Origin of the sequence: Henriciella mobilis (genome assembly GCF_003576315.1) — a bacterium.
Taxonomy (GTDB): Bacteria; Pseudomonadota; Alphaproteobacteria; order Caulobacterales; family Hyphomonadaceae; genus Henriciella; species Henriciella mobilis.
On the sequence record NZ_QWFZ01000015.1, the window covers coordinates 1 to 16,153 of the forward strand.

Genomic DNA, 16,153 nt, shown 5'->3' on the forward strand with positions numbered 1-16,153 from the left:
GGTAAGCGTCCAATAGTGACACGCTTGTGCGCGGTAGCGGGCATTCGATCTCTTTCGGCTGGTGTTCAAAAGCTGAAAGGAGATACCGATGCCGAAACTCAAGACGAAGAAACGTGCCGCGCTGGAAGCGTTCTGGCGGGCCCATCATGAGGCCTGGAAACGCAGTGACTTGAATCAACGCGAATATTGCGAAGTGAACGGCTTGCCGCTGAAGCGGTTCGGCAACTGGCGCGCCCAGTTCAAGCGGGAGCCGCGGCCTGAGCCAGTGGACCTGCTTTACCGGCGCGGAGGCCTAAGTCATAGCTTTAGTCATAGGCTTAGTCATACCCTTAGTCATAAGCTAAGTCATAGGCTTAGTCCTAAGTTGGACTACCAGGCTGAGATCCGGCCGACGCCAAATCGCGATCCGATTCTCCAGCCTCTTCAGGAAGGACGCCGGCGCAAGTTCAGCGCCTCAGACAAGAACGCGATCGTCAGGGCGGCCTGCCGACCGGGGGCTGTCATTTCAGATGTTGCTCGCCACTATGGCGTTGCCCCGCGGGTTCTGTTCCGTTGGAAATCGGAGCTGGCTGTTGCTGACACGGGCGTGCGGTTCCTCACGGTCGAGGTGGCATCATGACCTTGCTTCCAGAAGGTGTGCGGGTGCACCTGGCGGTCGGCTATACCGACATGCGCAAGGGGATCGATGGACTGTCGATGATGGTCCAGGAGGTGCTGAAGCGCGATCCGTTCACCGGGCATCTCTTCGTGTTCCGCGGCCGCAAGGCCAATCTGATCAAGATCGTCTACTGGGACGGGACCGGGCTCTGCCTGTTCACAAAGCGGCTCGAGCATGGCGTTTTCCCCTGGCCGTCAGAAAACGAGCCTGGCAAATCCATCGTCCTGACCTCTGAGAAGTTATCGATGCTGATCGACGGGATCGACTGGCGATCACCGGACGAGCGCTGGCGTCCTGATCGGGCGGGCTGAAACGCAGATGCGACCGATTGAATCAGGCCGCAGAAAGCTGTGCGAAGCGAGCTGATTCCAGCGTAATCTCCATGCCATGGAGCTTGATCTCACCGCCCTGCCTGAAGACGTGGATGTGCTGCATGGCATGATCCGCGAGCTGGCCGCGGCGCGCGAAAGCGAGCGCGCTGAGACACGGGCGGAGATCGAGCGACTGCGCCAGATGGTGAAGACGCTGCAGCGCAGCCAGTTCGGCCGCCGGGCCGAAGGCCTCGATCCCGGTCAGCTCCAGCTCAGCCTGGAGGATCTCGATGGTGATGTCGCCCGGCTCGAAGCGGCTTTTCCCGACTTGGCAGCTGAAACTGCAGCGCGCCTATCCCGTACCCGCGCGTTCAGCCTGCCGGACCACCTTCCGCGCGAGGATGTCGCGATCGAGACCGAGACCAGCGCCTGTCTATGCTGCGGCGGCGCGCTGCACTTCATCGGCGAGACGGTCAGCGAGATGCTGGATCATGTGCCGGCGCGGTTGCGGGTCCTGCGGATCAAGCGCCCGCGCTATGGCTGCAGAGGCTGCGGGAAGATCCACCAGGCGCCGGCCCCGGAGCGCCCGATCGCGAAGGGGCTCGCCACGCCCGGCCTGCTCGCGCATGTCATCGTCAGCAAATATTGCGATCACCTGCCACTCTATCGCCAGTCGCAGATCTTTGCCCGCCAGGGCGTGAAGCTGAACCGGTCGACGCTCGCCAACTGGGTCGGCGGTGCAAGCTGGTGGCTGGAAGCGCTGCATGAGCGTCTGGCGAAACATGTCTTCGCGTCGACCATGCTGTTCGCCGATGACACGCCGCTGCCCGTGCTCGATCCCGGCCGGGGCCGCACGCGCACCGGCCGGCTCTGGGTCTATGCCCGTGATGATCGGCCCTGGAATGGGCCCGGTCCGCCGGCCGCGGTCTACATGTACAGCCCGGACCGGCGCGCCGAACGACCGGAAGACCATCTGAAAGACTTCAACGGTGTGCTGCAGGTCGATGGCTATGCCGGGTTCGAGCGGCTGACTGCTGGCGGGGACATCGCGCTCGCTGCCTGCTGGGCCCATACCCGGCGCAAGTTCTACGAGGTCCACCAGGCGACGGGCTCGCCGATCGCAGCCGAAGCGTTGCAGCGGATCACAGAGCTTTATGCCATCGATGCGGCTATCCGGGGCCAGAGTGCGGACAAGCGCCGGATCGTGCGGGCCCGGAAATCCCGCCCGCTCGTCAGGGCCATGAAGGTCTGGCTGGAAACCGAACTCCAGCGTATCCCACCGCGCAGCGGGCTCGGCGATGCGATCCGCTATGCGCTGACCCGCTGGGCTGAGCTCAGCCGGTTCCTGGATGATGGCCGGATCGAACTTGACACAAACACGGTTGAGCGTGCCATCCGCCCGGTCGCACTGGGCCGAAAGAACCACCTGTTCGCCGGCTCCGAAGGCGGCGCTCAAAGATGGGCCGTCATCGCCTCGCTGCTGACCACGGCAAAGCTCAATGATGTCGAGCCGCATGCCTATCTCAGTGATGTCCTCGACCGTCTCAGCCAGGGCCATCCGATGAACCGGGTCGATGATCTGCTGCCTTGGAACTGGGCGGGCTCACACAAGGACGTGTGAGAACTGGACGCTTACGATAACAGGGAAGCTTCACCAATGGATCAGGGAACCCGATCAGCCCAAAAAAATCGGTTCCTGATCTTCCCACTTCACCGGGATCGAAATCTTGGAAAGCTGATACGCTGAGATATGCGGCGTCTGGCGGCCTTCACTGATCGCTTTGAGAATTCGCGGCGACAGAAATGCCAGATCGATATTATGCGTGATGTAGGATGGCGAAACATTCTGCTCGGCCGCGATATCGCTGATCGCGCGCCCGGCCTTGATGGAGTCGAGCCAGTCCATGGCCTGGACGATCCGACGGATAAGGGCCAGGTCGACCTTTCGCGATATGCCAGCATTTTCGAGTACGATTTTCCGTTCCACGCCGCGACGGCGCTGCGTGAACGGAGCGCGGATCGGGTGCGCGTTCTCCTGCCCCGCGACGTGGATTTCCAGCTCAGTTAAGCCAACCACCAGCCGGTCGATCTGTTCCAGCGTTTCGCGTTGCGATAGGGCGCGATCCGCCGATAGCTTTCGGACGTCAGGGCGATGGATCAGCGCACTGAACGCGGCCTGTTCGAGCTCGCTGGCGGGTAAGCGGAGCTCATCGTCGGCTGAGACATAGTAGCGATATCGCCGCTGCCCTTTTTGAGCATGATGGGCGTAGAACGACCGTCCATTCTCGTCGAACACTTTGCCAGCGAGTGGGGACGGATTGGCGGCATTCTTCCTTGTCGTCCTGGCCACACGGTTGTTCGCGAGCGTCTCCTGAACCCGGCCCCAAAGCGCTTCCGAAATGATCGCTTCATGCAGGCCATCATAGACCTGGTCGCGATGCCTGATCTTGCCGCGATAGAGTGGATTGGAGAGCAGTTGATAGAGATGGCCGGTAGTGAATGGCTTGCCGCCGGCCACACGGCCCGAGGCGAACACATGCTGCTTGGTCCGCAGGCCTTCGGTATCAGCGTAGTCTTTCAGTTTCCGGACCGTGCCGACGTCGATGTATGTTTTGAATAGGGTCTGGACCGTCTCAGCTTCCTCCTTGTTGATCACGAGACCCGCATCTGTCTTGTCGTAGCCAAGCGGCAGAACGCCGCCCATCCACATGCCCTTTTTCTTGGAGGCCGCGATCTTGTCGCGGATCCGCTCGGCCGTGACCTCCCGCTCGAACTGGGCGAAGGAGAGCAGGACGTTCAGCGTCAACCGGCCCATGCTGGAGGCGGTGTTGAACTGCTGTGTCACAGAGACGAAGGACGCCCCTGTCGCATCGAACCGCTCGACCAGCCGGGCAAAGTCGGCCAGCGAACGGGTGAGCCGGTCGATCTTGTAGACCACGACCATGTCGATGCGACCGGCTTCGAGTTCAGTGAGCAGGGACAGCAGGGCAGGGCGGTCCATGGTCCCGCCGGATATCCCGCCATCATCATATCGCTGCGGCAGAAGCTTCCAGCCTTCGTGTCGTTGCGACCGGATATAGGCCTCGCAGGCCTCCCGCTGCGCATCCAGCGAGTTGAAGGCTTGGTCGAGGCCTTCGTCGGAGGACTTCCGCGTGTAGATTGCGCAGCGAACCTTCTTCATGTCTGCACACCAAAGAAGCGAGGCCCAGACCACTTGGTCCCAGTGATCTCCCTCGCAATGGCGCTGAGCGATCGCCAGGTCTTGCCGTTCCAGCGATAGCCGGCCTCGGTGATATCGACGGTTTGCTCGACGCCGTTCCATTCCCGAATGAGGCGTTGGCCGCTGCTGGCCGGCAAGGTGCTATCAGGCGCGGTCCCAGCTAGCCGTCGCAGCTTGCGAACCAGCGCCGCCCGTGGCCGACCCGAGGCTTGCCATTGGTTTTCGCAGGTCAGGATCTTCGCCATCATGGGCGAGCGGAGCTTGGGCGGCGGCGCTGAACCGATCATCTCGATCCAGCGCTCGATAAGCTCCTGTCGGGAAAGACGCTCGAAGTCGTTCCGGCTCACGCCTTGTCTCCGCGCAGCTTGAACCGGGCAGCGGATTTCTCGGTCTTCGCGATGCGGTCAATGACATAACCGCGTTTGCGGAGCCGGGTCATCGCAGCGCGGACCGTGTGTGGCTGCCAGGCAAGCAAGTTGGATAGATGTTTGAGGGTCTGGCCTTTACCGGTCAGGGCCGCGACCAGGCGCGCTTCCTTCGTGCCGTCTTTCGGAGCGTCGATTGTGTGTTGGTCAGTCATGGCTTGTCTCCTTCGGAGTTGCGGGCGCGGTCATCCGCTCCCACTGAGACAAGCCCGGGCCGATACCGGGCCACGCTTCCTGTTGTCGAAGACAGCAATGCTCGGAATGCGGGCGAAGTCCAGCGACCCGCGAAAAAGCTGCGTGGACTATCGGCGAGAGGTCGCGCCATGTTGCCGGCATGGACGAACTAGATCCCATTCGCGAACTGGTTGTTGAAGCGATGGCCGAGCTGGAGGAGGCGTTGGTTGCTGGTCTTCCGGCGCAGGCGCCGGCGTCAGGCAAGCGCGAGATTGCGCTTAGCCTGGCGGCTTTAAGGGAGCGGATCGAAAATGCTGTACGGAAAATCGAAAAAGCTGAGAGTTTACTTTCTGCCGTCCGCTAGATCCCGAAAGCAGACATTGAGAAGCTTTGCTTTCCTTCGTCCCGCGCTTCCCCGCACTGTCAGACCGTGTTTATATTGTTTGTGCTTTGAGACCCAAGTCTGGACCACTGCCGGTTAGAGTTTTCCGGCTTTTTCACGATGGCCAACTGGTGATGTCAGCGTGATTAATCAGGCTCTTTCGAATATCGCAGCCATTCCCTGCCCACCGCCAATACACATGGTTTCAAGTCCATAGCGGACGTCCCGACGCTTCATCTCATGCAACAGGGTGGCCATGATGCGCACACCGGTAGCGCCAATAGGATGACCAAGGGAAATGCCGGATCCATTTACATTGAGGATGGATTGGTCATCCCAGTCCAAGCTTTTCAGGCAAGCCAGAACCTGAGCGGCAAAGGCCTCATTTATCTCAACCAATCCCATGTCGTGAATTGAAAGGCCGGTCTTCTTGAGCACTTTCCGGGTTGCCGGCACAGGGCCTATACCCATTCTCGACGGATCGCATCCTACCGCCGACCACCCCTTCAGAAAGGCCATCGGCTCGAGTCCGAACTCCTGGAGTCTGTCTTCGGAAACGACAAGGCAGGCGGCAGCGGCATCGTTCTGCTGCGCAGCATTTCCAGCTGTCACGGTTCCGTCCTTCATCAGGACACGCAGCTTGCTTAGAGACGCCGGCGTGCTTTCGGCACGGACACCCTCGTCGCGATCGAAGGTAATCGAATCCCCTTTGCGTTGAGGAACTTCGACGGAAACGACTTCATCATCGAATTTGCCGCTCTCCCAGGCCGCTGCGGCTCTCTGATGGCTCCGGGCCGCGAATGCGTCGGCGTCTTCCCGGGAAATCTGAAAATCGCGCGCCAGGTTTTCGGCTGTTTCGATCATACCGGATATCGGTCCGAAGCGTTCGACGGGCTGAGATCGTTCGCGACCACGGTCCAGTCGGTCGTAAAAGCGGGTGGTGCCCGAACGTGCACCCCAGCGCATATCCGTGGTGTAGTATTCGATATTGGACATGCTTTCGACGCCGCCAGCAAGGACGACGTCGCATGCCCCCGACTCGACCATCATTGCGGCTGTGACGATGGACTGAAGGCCGCCCCCGCAGCGGCGGTCGATCTGCAGCCCCGGTACTTCGATTGGAAGTCCCGCATCAAGCGCTATCCACCGGCCGACGCATGGCGTTTCGCTGTTTGCATAGGACTGCGCGAAGACAACGTCCTCGATAAGCGAAGGTTCGATACCGGAACGTTTCAGGACTTCGCGTGTAACAATGCCGCCAAGCTTTTCGACGGGGACGGGTAGGAGCGATTTTCCGAAGGAACCAACTGGTGTTCGAACAGGGCTGACGATAGCGGCACGTGGCATGGCTTGGGGGCTCCTAAGGATTGCTAGGTGACGTTTCTTTCCAGCGAAGAAGAGTTTGCTCGCCGGCTTCACCGGGCGCGGCGGCTGGTGACTGAATGGCCGAGGGTGTGCGCGAAAGACGGGGAGCGGGAACGGGTTGCTCAAACCCGCCAATATTCGCATACATCCCTCGCTCGCGAGAAGCGGGGCTCTTCTGGGCCTCGTCGAGCGTAAGCACCTTATTGATGCAGGCGTCGAGCGGCACGAGCACCTCCATCCACTCATCGGCTGTCTTGTTCCTGAACCTGGATTCAAGCAGCGCGGTCAGCGCGGGCCAGTGGCCGGTGTCGCGTTGCTCGAATTCAAGAAAGTCAGTTGCGTCCATGGCGTGCAAAAAGCGCGCGTAGAATTGTGGTTCGAGCGAGCCGACGGCGACATGGCGACCGTCGGAACATTCATATGTGCGATAGAAGGGCGCTGCGCCGCTGAGGATGTTCTGCTCATATCCAGGCTTCAAGGAACCAGATTGGTACGCGCCCGTGACCATTCCAAGAAGACTGGTCACGCCATCCACGATGGCTGCATCTACGATCTGTCCTCTTCCGGATGAGGTCCGCTCGAATAAAGCTGCCGCAATTCCGAGCGCGAGATAGAGCGCTCCGCCACCAAAGTCGGCAAGCAGGTTGAGTGGAGGCTTGGGTGGCCGACCAGGTTCAGACAGCTCATGAAGTGCGCCGGTCGCGGCGAGATAGTTGATATCATGGCCGGCATGAGAGGCATCCGGCCCTTCCTGTCCAAAGCCCGTCATGCGGCCATAGATTAGGGATGGATTGATAGAGTGAAGGTCGTCCGGACCCAGACCCAATCGCTCCATGACGCCGGGCCGATTGCCCTCGACCACGACATCTGCAATTGCGCAAGCCTGCCTCGCGCGCGCCAGGCCGTCCCGCGATTTCAGATCCAAAACAATCGAGGGACGGCCCCGCTGCAGGACGGGGTTTGGGCCTGTTCCAGCAACACCAGATGGTCGGTCGATGCGGAGGATGTCGGCCCCCATGTCCGAGAGGAGCATGCAGCAGAATGGGCCCGGGCCAATGCTCGCAAATTCCACGACCTTCACACCCTTGAGCGGGCCTCTGACTGTTGTTTGTGAGATCACTCGGATGCTCCAGCTTGCTGCACACCTTGTAAGACCGTGTCACCAGTGCGTCTCTGAGACGAAAGACAGTCTTGATCGCGACAGAGGGACTTTTCCTGAGTTCACCGAAGCCGGAGCAGCTCAGAGACGTTCTATGATTATGGCAGGAGCCATGCCGCCCGCAGCGCACATGGTGACAAGCGCGTACTTGCCTCCTGTCCGTTCGAGTTCGTCGAGCGCGGTGCCTATAAGTATCGAGCCGGTCGCGCCGATCGGATGGCCGAGGGCCATCGCGCCACCATTGATGTTGACCTTGTCGCGCGGCAGGTCGAGATCCCGGATGAATTTTTCAGCCACAACGGCGAAAGCTTCGTTGATTTCCCACACATCGATATCGTTCTTCGTCAGACCGGCACGCTGAAGGGCCTTTTTCGCAGCAGGGACGGGCGCGTTGAGCATCAGGGTCGGGCAGTCACCGACATTGACCGCGGTCACGACCTTGGCCCGCGGTCTCCACCCGTGCTTCTTCGCGTATTCAGGCGAAGCCAAGAGAATTGCGGCCGATCCATCAACCACGCCGGAGGAATTTCCAGCATGGTGAATATGCTGGATATCGACGTCGGGATACTTCTTGTTGATCAGCGACCGATACGTATTGCCCTTGTCATCGACAGGGATGTCCGCAAGAGCGGCAAAGGAAGCTTTCAGGCCCGCAAGACTTTCCCTGGTTGTGTTGGGACGAGGAAATTCCTCGTGATCAAGTGCAACCGAGCCGTCTTCGTTATGGACGGCTACAAGACTCTTTTCGAACCGGGCTTCCGCTATGGCTCTTGTTGCACGTTTCTGACTTTCGACAGCGAGCTCTTCGGTTGCTTCGCGGCTGATGCCCTCAATCGTTGCAATGGCGTCGGCGCACACACCCTGATTGGATTGAGGATGCAGTTCCCGAAGTTGCGGATTGTCCTTGTCCATGAGGGGCAGACGCGTCGGATCTGCCAGTGAGGCCGTGAAGGACATCATGTCAGTTCCGCCGGCAACGACGAGGTCCTCCATGCCTGACATGATCTGACCGGCGCCGAAGCTGACAGAGGTAATGCCAGAGCCGCAAAACCGGTCCAGAGTGACACCAGAGGCTTTCACATCATATCCTGCAAGAAGGGCGGACATCCGTCCAAGGTCCGCGCCCTGCTTGTCCACCTGGGTTGCGCAGCCCCAGATGATGTCGTCGACTTCATCGGTCTTGAGATTGTTGCGATCCTTGATGGCCTTGAGCACGGTCGCGCCCAGTACTTGAGGATGAAGATGGGCCAGGGATCCTTTCCCCACCTTGCCGATGCCTCGCGGGGTACGAACGGCGTCTATAATGTATGCTTCCGGCATATCGAAATCCTCACACAAGGTTTATTTGTATTACCTAGTTACATAAGTGAAAGAATTCGGCAAGCCTAATGGATCTATCTCTGTCATCGAGTTGTGAATGACTTGGCTTTTCCCATAATGGCAGCCCTATCGACCTGTGCAGTGCCTATCGGATTACCGATCTGGCAATATTTCAGCGCGGTTCTGAGGGCCACGGATCGTGGCATATCGAGGGATTCCCAGATCGCCTTGACCGATCCGGCTGTTGCAGCCGGTGGCTTGGACGCAATGATTGCCGCCAGTTCCGCCGCGCGTGACCATAATTCCTCATTTGGAGTAACCTCAGAAACAAGACCGAGCCGCAACGCGGTATGCGCCGAAATGCGCTCGTCATTTCCAAGAAGGGTCATCCGCATGACGTCGCCGAGCGGCATTCGGTAGGTGGCGCCGATCGGTTCGAGCGCCGCCGTCATGCCATAGGTGACATGTGGGTCGAAAAAGGTTGCATCTTCAGAACAGATTACGATGTCGCTCTCATTGATCCAGTAGAACGCCCCGCCGGCGGCCATTCCGTGTACGGCGCAAATGACAGGTTTCCAGCAACGGTTGGACTTCGGACCCAGCTGTTCTCCCGGATCTTCGGCAACCCAGATATCGTCATGCATCACAGCGCCGCCTGGCTGGTTTGCGGCCTTGACGTCGACCCCACTCGAAAACGCCCGACCCGGCGCAGCGCGCAACACGGTGCAGTGGATATCACTCGTTTCGGCAATATGACGCCAGACTGTGGAAAAGTCGGACATCATCTGCCGGGTGAATGAGTTCATCGCGCCAGGCCTGTTGATGGTAACTGTGGCGACGTGATCATTCACCTCGAACAGGATTGTTTCAAATTTCATCAGGGACTCCCTTGGATTTCTGTTCTGTTATTCAGATTGACATGATGCCTTCAAAACGGGAAGTGTTAATTGACCTAGTTATATAAGTGGGTAATTATGCGTAAAACGCCAAGGAGGGTAGGCAAGCATGAATTTCGACCTTGCTGAAGAGCAGAAGATGCTGGCTGAACAGGCCAGAGGCCTGCTTGCCGAGCTATCCCCGCCGGACCGGCTTCGCGAGCTTATTGATGGCAACGCAGAATCGGACGAGCAGCTCTGGCGCGCCGTCGCAGAGCTTGGCTTTCTGGGAGCGAGTATTTCCGAAGAGTATGGCGGCCTCGGCCTTGGTGCTCTGGACCTTGGCGTCATCAGCGAGGAGATGGGGCGCGCCGTTGCTGCAGTGCCCTTCTATGCGTCGATTGTCTGCGCCGCAGACGCGATCCAGACATTCGGGGGCGCAGATCAGAAAGAGGTCTGGCTTCCCCGACTTGCATCTGGTGACACCGTCGGAACCCTCGCGCATGCTGAGGGGCGCCAAGGTTGGTGGCCGCGCGGGGCAGGGGTCAGCTTTGAAAACGGTACAGTATCCGGCATCAAGACACCTGTCGGAGACGCTGGCCTTGCGGAAATGGCGGTTGTCTACTGCAACGTTAAGGGAGTGCCCGCACTCGCGGCGGTGGACCTCACTTCAGATCGGGTAAAGCGCCGGAAGCTTGATTCCTTCGACCAGCTTCGCGCCCATTATGCGATCGAATTTCATGACGCGCCCGCCTCCTTGCTGGATGCAAGCGTGGACGACGAGGAAGCGATCCGATCCCTGATCGACCGGATATCGGTGCAGACGTCCTTTGAAGCCGTTGGTGGCGCAGAAGCCTGCGTCTACATGGCCCGAGACTACGCTATGGATCGCCAGATTTTTGGACGACCCTTGGCCAGCTACCAGGCAATCAAGCACAAGCTCGCCGATATATTGGTAGCAACCGAATTTGCTCGTTCCAATGCATTCTTTGCGGGTTGGGCTTCAGATAACTCGCCGGATGACCTCGCCGTGGCAGCCTCTGCCGCACGCCTGAGCGCAAGCAACGCCTATGAGCAGGCAGCTCGTGAAAACCTGCAGATACATGGCGGCATCGGCTATACATTCGAGGCCGACTGTCACTTTCATTATCGCCGCGAACGCACGCTCGCGCTCACACTCGGGCCGCGCCAGTATTGGGCTGACAGGCTTGTCGGCCAGATTCCGGGCAATCAGATGGAGGCCGCTTGACATGGATTTCAACGACACGGCTGAAGAGGCCGAATTCCGGTCTGAGGTCAAAGCCTGGCTCGCCGCGCACGCGCCAGCACACGAGTTGCCGGACGGAGCCGTGCTGGACGACTCCGAGGAAGTGGCGCGGGGCAAGGCTTGGCAACGGGAGCTATATGATGGCGGCTATGCCGGTATCCTGTTGCCGAAATCGCTTGGTGGGCGCGGCGGAACGATCATTGAAGCCGTTGTGTTCGATGAGGAGGAGCGCAAGTACAATCTGCCAAAAGGTCCATATATAGGCATCGGCCTTGGCATGGCGCTCCCGGTCATCGGCAAGCATGGTACTGAAGATCAGATCCGAAAGTTTGTTGAGCCCACGCTGAAAGGCGAGCTGACCTGGTGCCAACTGTTTTCCGAACCAGCCGCAGGCTCGGATCTGGCGGCCGTTCGCACGCGGGCGATAAAGGATGGGGATGCCTATGTAGTGAACGGTCAGAAAGTCTGGTCGTCCTGGGCGCACCATTCCGATTGGGGTATTCTCGTCGTGCGTACCGATCCCAAAGTGGTCAAGCACAAGGGGCTTACTTTCTTTGTTCTCGATATGAAGTCGCCGGGCGTGGATGTGCGACCCATTCGTCAAATTTCCGGCGCATCCGACTTCAACGAAACCTTCCTTACCGATGTCCGAGTACCAGAAGACTGCAGGATCGGAGCGGAAGGTGAGGGCTGGGCCTGCTGCATGACGGTGCTGATGGGCGAGCGGCTCAATCAGGGTGAAGAAGGGCGGATCGAGGAGCTGATGCAGTATGCGGCGCAGACGCCGCGGGATGGGGCCACAGCGCTCGATGATCCAGCTGTTCGCCTCTCGCTTGCAACCGCATATGCAGAAGAGCGCGCTGCGAAGTATTTCCAGGCGCGTCTGCGAACCATGGTGTCACGCGGTGAAAACCCGGGGGCATTAGCGTCGATGATGAAGCTCACCTATGCAAGCCGTCTCCAGAAGACGTCAGGACTGGCGATGGAGATTCGAGGCACAGATGCACTCGCGCCGGATAGTGACGCCGTCGCCACGAGGGAAATCTGGCATGACTATATCTGGTCTACTGCCCTGCGTATCGCAGGCGGTGCCGATGAAGTGCTTCGAAACCAGATTTCCGAGCGGGTTCTTGGCATGCCGGGAGAAATGCGCGCCGATAAGGGCGTACCGTTCGATCAACTGAAATAAAATACAACATTCAAGCCTTGCCCCTTTTCAGAAGGTGCACTTAGTTATATAAGAAATCGGGAACGCGGTTTTAATGGTCCCGGAGGCTCACTCATGTCATTTCTATCGGACCTGCTGAATGGCGTTCTCGATATTGATCATTCTAAAGATGTCATCGACTATGAGGGCCAGTGGTACTCATGGGGTGATCTTGCGCGAACAATCAGGGCAATAAAGGCCGAGCTTGACGGGCTCGGACTCGGCGAAGGGGCCAGAATAGGGGTTTTTGTTCGTAATCATCCCGATGTGCTGGCCGGTGTATTAAGCGCGGTCGGGATTGATGGGGTTATGGTCTCGATCAATCCGATGCTCCCGGAAGACAAGCTTAGGGCAGACCTCGAGAGCCTGAATCTTCCCGTGGTCATCGGAACCCGCTCCGATCTCGAGCGGCCGGGCATCCTGCCCGTGCTCAAAAAGGCGGGCACAGCGGTCATAGAGACAAAATCCGTGCTGAAGGGGGCGGGTCTGAAGCCTGGATTTGAGCGGATAACAGGCACACAAACAGTCTATACCCAGCCGGGCGTCATCATCGAAATGCTGACAAGTGGTACGACAGGTGCGCCCAAACGTATCCCTTTGAAGCGCGATGCTTTCATCGAGAGTTTTCGGTCTGCCATGTCCTATGAGAAGGACCGCTCACCCGATGATCCGCCACAATTGCGAAGCGGCGTACAGCTGCTGACAAATCCTATGGCTCACATTGGTGGGCTTTGGGGCGCGCTCAATACTATACTCGGTGGACGCAAGCTCTGCATTGTCGAAAAGTTTTCGGTCGAAGCTTGGGTCAACGCTGTGACCCGGCACCGGCCGGTGGTCGCTGGCGCTGTCCCGACCGGACTGCGAATGATCCTCGACGCAAACTTGCCGGCGGATGTTTTCTCCAGCCTAAAAGCCTTGCGAACAGGTGCGCAGCCACTTGATCCGGCCATCACGCAGGAATTCCTTGACCGCTACGACTTACCGGTTCTCCAGAATTATGGGGCGACGGAATTTTCGGGTGCCGTGGCCGGGTGGTCGCTCGGTGCCTTTCGTAAGTATTACAGGGACAAACCCGGTAGTGTCGGTCGGTTTCAGCCAGGTGTGACAGGACGTGTCGTCGATCCTGAGACTGGTGAAGTTCTCAAGCCCGGCGAAGAGGGCGTTCTGGAGATGAAGGCACGCCAGTTCGGCATTGGCGACAAATGGCTAAGGACGACTGATCGGGCCGTGATCGACGAAGACGGATTTCTTTTTATAAGAGGCCGGGCTGACAACGCCATTATCAGGGGCGGATTCAAGGTCCATCCGGACGATGTCGCCGCGACCCTGGAAAAGCATCCGGCCATTCGGGAAGCAGTCGTCGTAGGTATACCCGATAGGCGCCTGGGTGCTGTGCCGGTCTGTGCGGTTATGCTCAAGAAAGGCGCGTCAGTACCAAGCGATGACGAGCTCAAGGCATTCGCTAAGGAACACCTCACTGCCTACCAGGTGCCCGTGCGATGGAAGGTCGTCGAGGACGTTCCGCGCACTCCGTCCCTGAAGCCGGCTTTGCCTGGTGTCCGGGACATGTTCCTTGCGGCTGAAAACGATCACGCAAACGTATAAAACAGGGAGGCCCGAGATGGCCAAGAGCAAGTCTGACATCCTCGAAAGCGAAGAATGGCAAAAGGCCACCGAGTACGAGATCACCGATGAAGATATCGAGCGGCAGAACCAGTTGCTTGGATTCATGTCGCCTTCGAAACATCGCGAGTACAACCAGACCGCAACGGTCGACAATATCCGTAACTGGTCGCATGGCTGCGGGGACGACAATCCGCTCTTTTGCGATCCGGACTATGCGCAGGGAACGCGCTGGGGCGGCGTGATCGCGCCTGGGATGATGATTGGTTCGGTAAACTCGCCAATGAAAGGCGACCCGACGCCCGACCATATCAAGAAGTTGAGAAAGTCACTCTTCCGCGGCATCCACGTTTTCGTGTCAGGCTCGAAATGGGATTTCTATCGGCCGATGAGGCCTGGAGATACGATTTACTCGTACAATGGCGACGAGACATGCGAGGTAAAAAGTTCGGAGTTCGGCGGACGATCTGTAATTTGCGTCCGAAAGGATGTGAAGGTCAATCAGAATGCGGAGGTAGTGGCCGTCTATCGAATTCTCCGTATTCTGACAGAGCGCAAGACTGCGAAGAAAAAGGGCAAGTATAGCCATATCGAACCTGCAACCTATACCGATGAGGATATTGCCGCCATCGATGCTGTTTATGAGCAGGAACAGGTGCGTGGCGCTGTGCCCCGCTATTGGGACGATGTGGAGGTCGGTGACAGTCTCGGCAAAATGGCCAAGGGGCCGCTGACTGTCACGGACGTTATCTGTTTCCATTCCGGAGGCTACGGATTTGTTCCGTATGCGCCGACGGTCGGTCGGCTTGCCTACAAGAACAGACAGCGCATTGCGCCCTTTTACATCAAGAACGAGCAGGGAATTCCTGACGTTGCCCAGCGCCTCCATTGGGATCCGGTCTGGGCGCAGGCAATCGGTAATCCGATGGCTTATGATTACGGCGTCATGCGTGAAAACTATCTCTTCCACTATCTACAGGACTGGGCCGGAGACGATGGGATCATCACGCACGTCCATGATGAAATCCGGAAATTCAACTATATGGGCGACACCCAGTTCATCACGGGTGAAGTTGTCGGCAAGCGCGAGGAAAACGGCCAAGCGCTGATCGACGTTATGGCGCAGTTTGTGAACCAGCGCGATGAGGTCACCGTCAAGGCAACAGCAACCATCGCGCTGCCCAAGAAAGGTAGAATGGCGATGTATCCGGAAGTTCCGGCTGACCTTGCTGAAGAAGCGGCGCGAATGATGGCCCGCCACTGGGAACTGTCAAAGGGATGAGCGACGAGAAAACGGTCCTCGTTGAAGACACTGATGGCGTCCGGATCATCACGTTGAACAGGCCAGACCGGCTCAACGCTCTTAACGATTCCATCATGGCGCCGCTGGCGGATGCGACGCGCGAGGCGGCTCAGGACCCCGCTGTTGGGTGTGTCGTGATCACAGGTGCCGGCCGGGGCTTCTGTTCGGGCGGCGATCTTAAAGGTGACCGGGCGCCGGCTGATGTGACACCGGAACTTGGTGGTCCTGTGGAGCAGGGACACGCTAGATTGCGGTCTCATATGGAAACGCCGCGTCTTCTGCACGAAATGGGCAAACCGACCATTGCCATGATCAATGGTCCAGTCGCGGGCGCTGGTATCGGCATTGCGGGTGCCTGCGATCTTCGCTTCGCGGCCCAGTCCGCAACCTTCCTGTCGGCATTTGACCGGATTGGGGGGGGCGGTGACTTCGGTTCGACATGGTTCTGGACCAAGATTCTCGGCACAGCGAAGGCGCGTGAACTCATGTTCATGGGCGAAAAGTTCGATGCGGACGCCGCGCTCGCGTTCGGGCTCTATACGCGGGTCTTTCCGGACAAAACCTTGCGCGAGGAATCGCTCAAGTTCGCAAAGAAAATGGCGGCCGGGCCGCGGATGGGCTGGCGCTACATGAAGGCGAATCTCAATCTCGCCGAGGATGCGCAGTTTGAAGCCCATCTCGACCAGGAAAGCCTTTTCATGGGCCTGTCGACGCAAGCGACGGCTCGGATCTACAAGGCCATGAAAAGCGAAAAGCCGTGACGGATTTCGAGGGCATTCGAGTCAGTTGCTACGATGTTGAGGCAACGGTCACAGCCAGCCGGTTTGACGGACGGAATGAGCTGCGCGACCACGCTCTCGCCGA

16 protein-coding genes are annotated in these 16,153 nt (G+C 58.7%); 9 read left to right on the plus strand and 7 right to left on the minus strand.

What is annotated here, in order from left to right; translation table 11 throughout:
• Positions 1 to 88: 88 nt before the first annotated feature.
• From tnpA to tnpC, 3 genes are all read left to right on the plus strand, one after another.
• Positions 89 to 619, plus strand: a complete 531-nt coding sequence (gene tnpA / locus D1227_RS08150; RefSeq protein ID WP_119404465.1) for an IS66 family insertion sequence element accessory protein TnpA — start codon at positions 89 to 91, stop codon at positions 617 to 619.
• A complete protein-coding gene (tnpB, locus tag D1227_RS08155; protein WP_119404466.1) occupies positions 616 to 969 on the plus strand; it encodes an IS66 family insertion sequence element accessory protein TnpB in 354 nt (117 codons plus the stop codon). The genes tnpA and tnpB overlap by 4 nt, the downstream gene beginning before the upstream one ends.
• A 76-nt stretch (positions 970 to 1,045) precedes the next feature.
• Positions 1,046 to 2,590 carry an IS66 family transposase gene (gene tnpC / locus D1227_RS08160; RefSeq protein WP_119404467.1) on the plus strand — a complete coding sequence of 515 codons (1,545 nt, stop codon included), beginning with the start codon at positions 1,046 to 1,048 and terminating at the stop codon, positions 2,588 to 2,590.
• Positions 2,591 to 2,644: 54 nt separating this feature from the next.
• Here the strand turns inward: tnpC and D1227_RS08165 are convergent, their stop codons facing one another.
• The 3 genes from D1227_RS08165 to D1227_RS08175 are packed head-to-tail and all read right to left on the minus strand — an operon-like array spanning position 2,645 to position 4,769.
• On the minus strand, positions 2,645 to 4,150 hold the full coding sequence (locus tag D1227_RS08165; protein WP_119404468.1) for a recombinase family protein: 1,506 nt from the start codon (positions 4,148 to 4,150) through the stop codon (positions 2,645 to 2,647).
• Positions 4,147 to 4,536, minus strand: a complete 390-nt coding sequence (locus D1227_RS08170) for a DUF2924 domain-containing protein (protein ID WP_119404469.1) — start codon at positions 4,534 to 4,536, stop codon at positions 4,147 to 4,149. The genes D1227_RS08165 and D1227_RS08170 overlap by 4 nt, the downstream gene beginning before the upstream one ends.
• A complete protein-coding gene (locus D1227_RS08175; RefSeq protein ID WP_119404470.1) occupies positions 4,533 to 4,769 on the minus strand; it encodes a DUF3489 domain-containing protein in 237 nt (78 codons plus the stop codon). Before D1227_RS08175 ends, D1227_RS08170 begins: the two co-directional genes overlap by 4 nt.
• Positions 4,770 to 4,948: 179 nt before the next feature.
• On the opposite strand from D1227_RS08175, the gene D1227_RS08180 reads away from it, so the two are divergent.
• A complete protein-coding gene (locus D1227_RS08180; protein ID WP_119404471.1) occupies positions 4,949 to 5,152 on the plus strand; it encodes a hypothetical protein in 204 nt (67 codons plus the stop codon).
• A 168-nt stretch (positions 5,153 to 5,320) separates the two neighbouring features.
• On the opposite strand, the gene D1227_RS08185 is transcribed toward D1227_RS08180, so the two are convergent.
• The 4 genes from D1227_RS08185 to D1227_RS08200 form a co-directional block, all read right to left on the minus strand.
• Positions 5,321 to 6,517, minus strand: coding sequence for an acetyl-CoA C-acetyltransferase (locus tag D1227_RS08185; protein WP_119376107.1), 1,197 nt, complete (start codon positions 6,515 to 6,517; stop codon positions 5,321 to 5,323).
• Positions 6,518 to 6,530: 13 nt separating this feature from the next.
• Positions 6,531 to 7,655: a CaiB/BaiF CoA transferase family protein gene (locus D1227_RS08190; protein WP_119404472.1), complete on the minus strand. Its 1,125-nt coding sequence runs from the start codon at positions 7,653 to 7,655 to the stop codon at positions 6,531 to 6,533.
• Between the two features lie 120 nt (positions 7,656 to 7,775).
• The gene (locus tag D1227_RS08195) at positions 7,776 to 9,014 is read right to left on the minus strand and encodes an acetyl-CoA C-acetyltransferase (RefSeq protein ID WP_119404473.1); all 1,239 of its coding nucleotides are present in this window, start codon (positions 9,012 to 9,014) and stop codon (positions 7,776 to 7,778) included.
• An 83-nt stretch (positions 9,015 to 9,097) separates the two neighbouring features.
• A complete protein-coding gene (locus D1227_RS08200) occupies positions 9,098 to 9,892 on the minus strand; it encodes an enoyl-CoA hydratase/isomerase family protein (protein ID WP_119376110.1) in 795 nt (264 codons plus the stop codon).
• 127 nt (positions 9,893 to 10,019) lie between these two features.
• Between D1227_RS08200 and D1227_RS08205 the strand changes: the two genes are divergently transcribed.
• The 5 genes from D1227_RS08205 (at position 10,020) to D1227_RS08225 (ending at position 16,050) form a co-directional block, all read left to right on the plus strand.
• Positions 10,020 to 11,138: an acyl-CoA dehydrogenase family protein gene (locus D1227_RS08205; RefSeq protein WP_119404474.1), complete on the plus strand. Its 1,119-nt coding sequence runs from the start codon at positions 10,020 to 10,022 to the stop codon at positions 11,136 to 11,138.
• Position 11,139: 1 nt separating this feature from the next.
• Positions 11,140 to 12,345, plus strand: coding sequence for an acyl-CoA dehydrogenase family protein (locus D1227_RS08210; RefSeq protein WP_119376112.1), 1,206 nt, complete (start codon positions 11,140 to 11,142; stop codon positions 12,343 to 12,345).
• Positions 12,346 to 12,438: 93 nt separating this feature from the next.
• Positions 12,439 to 13,968, plus strand: coding sequence for a class I adenylate-forming enzyme family protein (locus tag D1227_RS08215; protein WP_119404475.1), 1,530 nt, complete (start codon positions 12,439 to 12,441; stop codon positions 13,966 to 13,968).
• Between the two features lie 16 nt (positions 13,969 to 13,984).
• Entirely contained in the window at positions 13,985 to 15,268 is a 1,284-nt protein-coding gene (locus D1227_RS08220; RefSeq protein ID WP_119404476.1) for an FAS1-like dehydratase domain-containing protein, read from the plus strand.
• Positions 15,265 to 16,050: an enoyl-CoA hydratase-related protein gene (locus tag D1227_RS08225; protein WP_119404477.1), complete on the plus strand. Its 786-nt coding sequence runs from the start codon at positions 15,265 to 15,267 to the stop codon at positions 16,048 to 16,050. Before D1227_RS08220 ends, D1227_RS08225 begins: the two co-directional genes overlap by 4 nt.
• Positions 16,051 to 16,153: the final 103 nt, after the last annotated feature.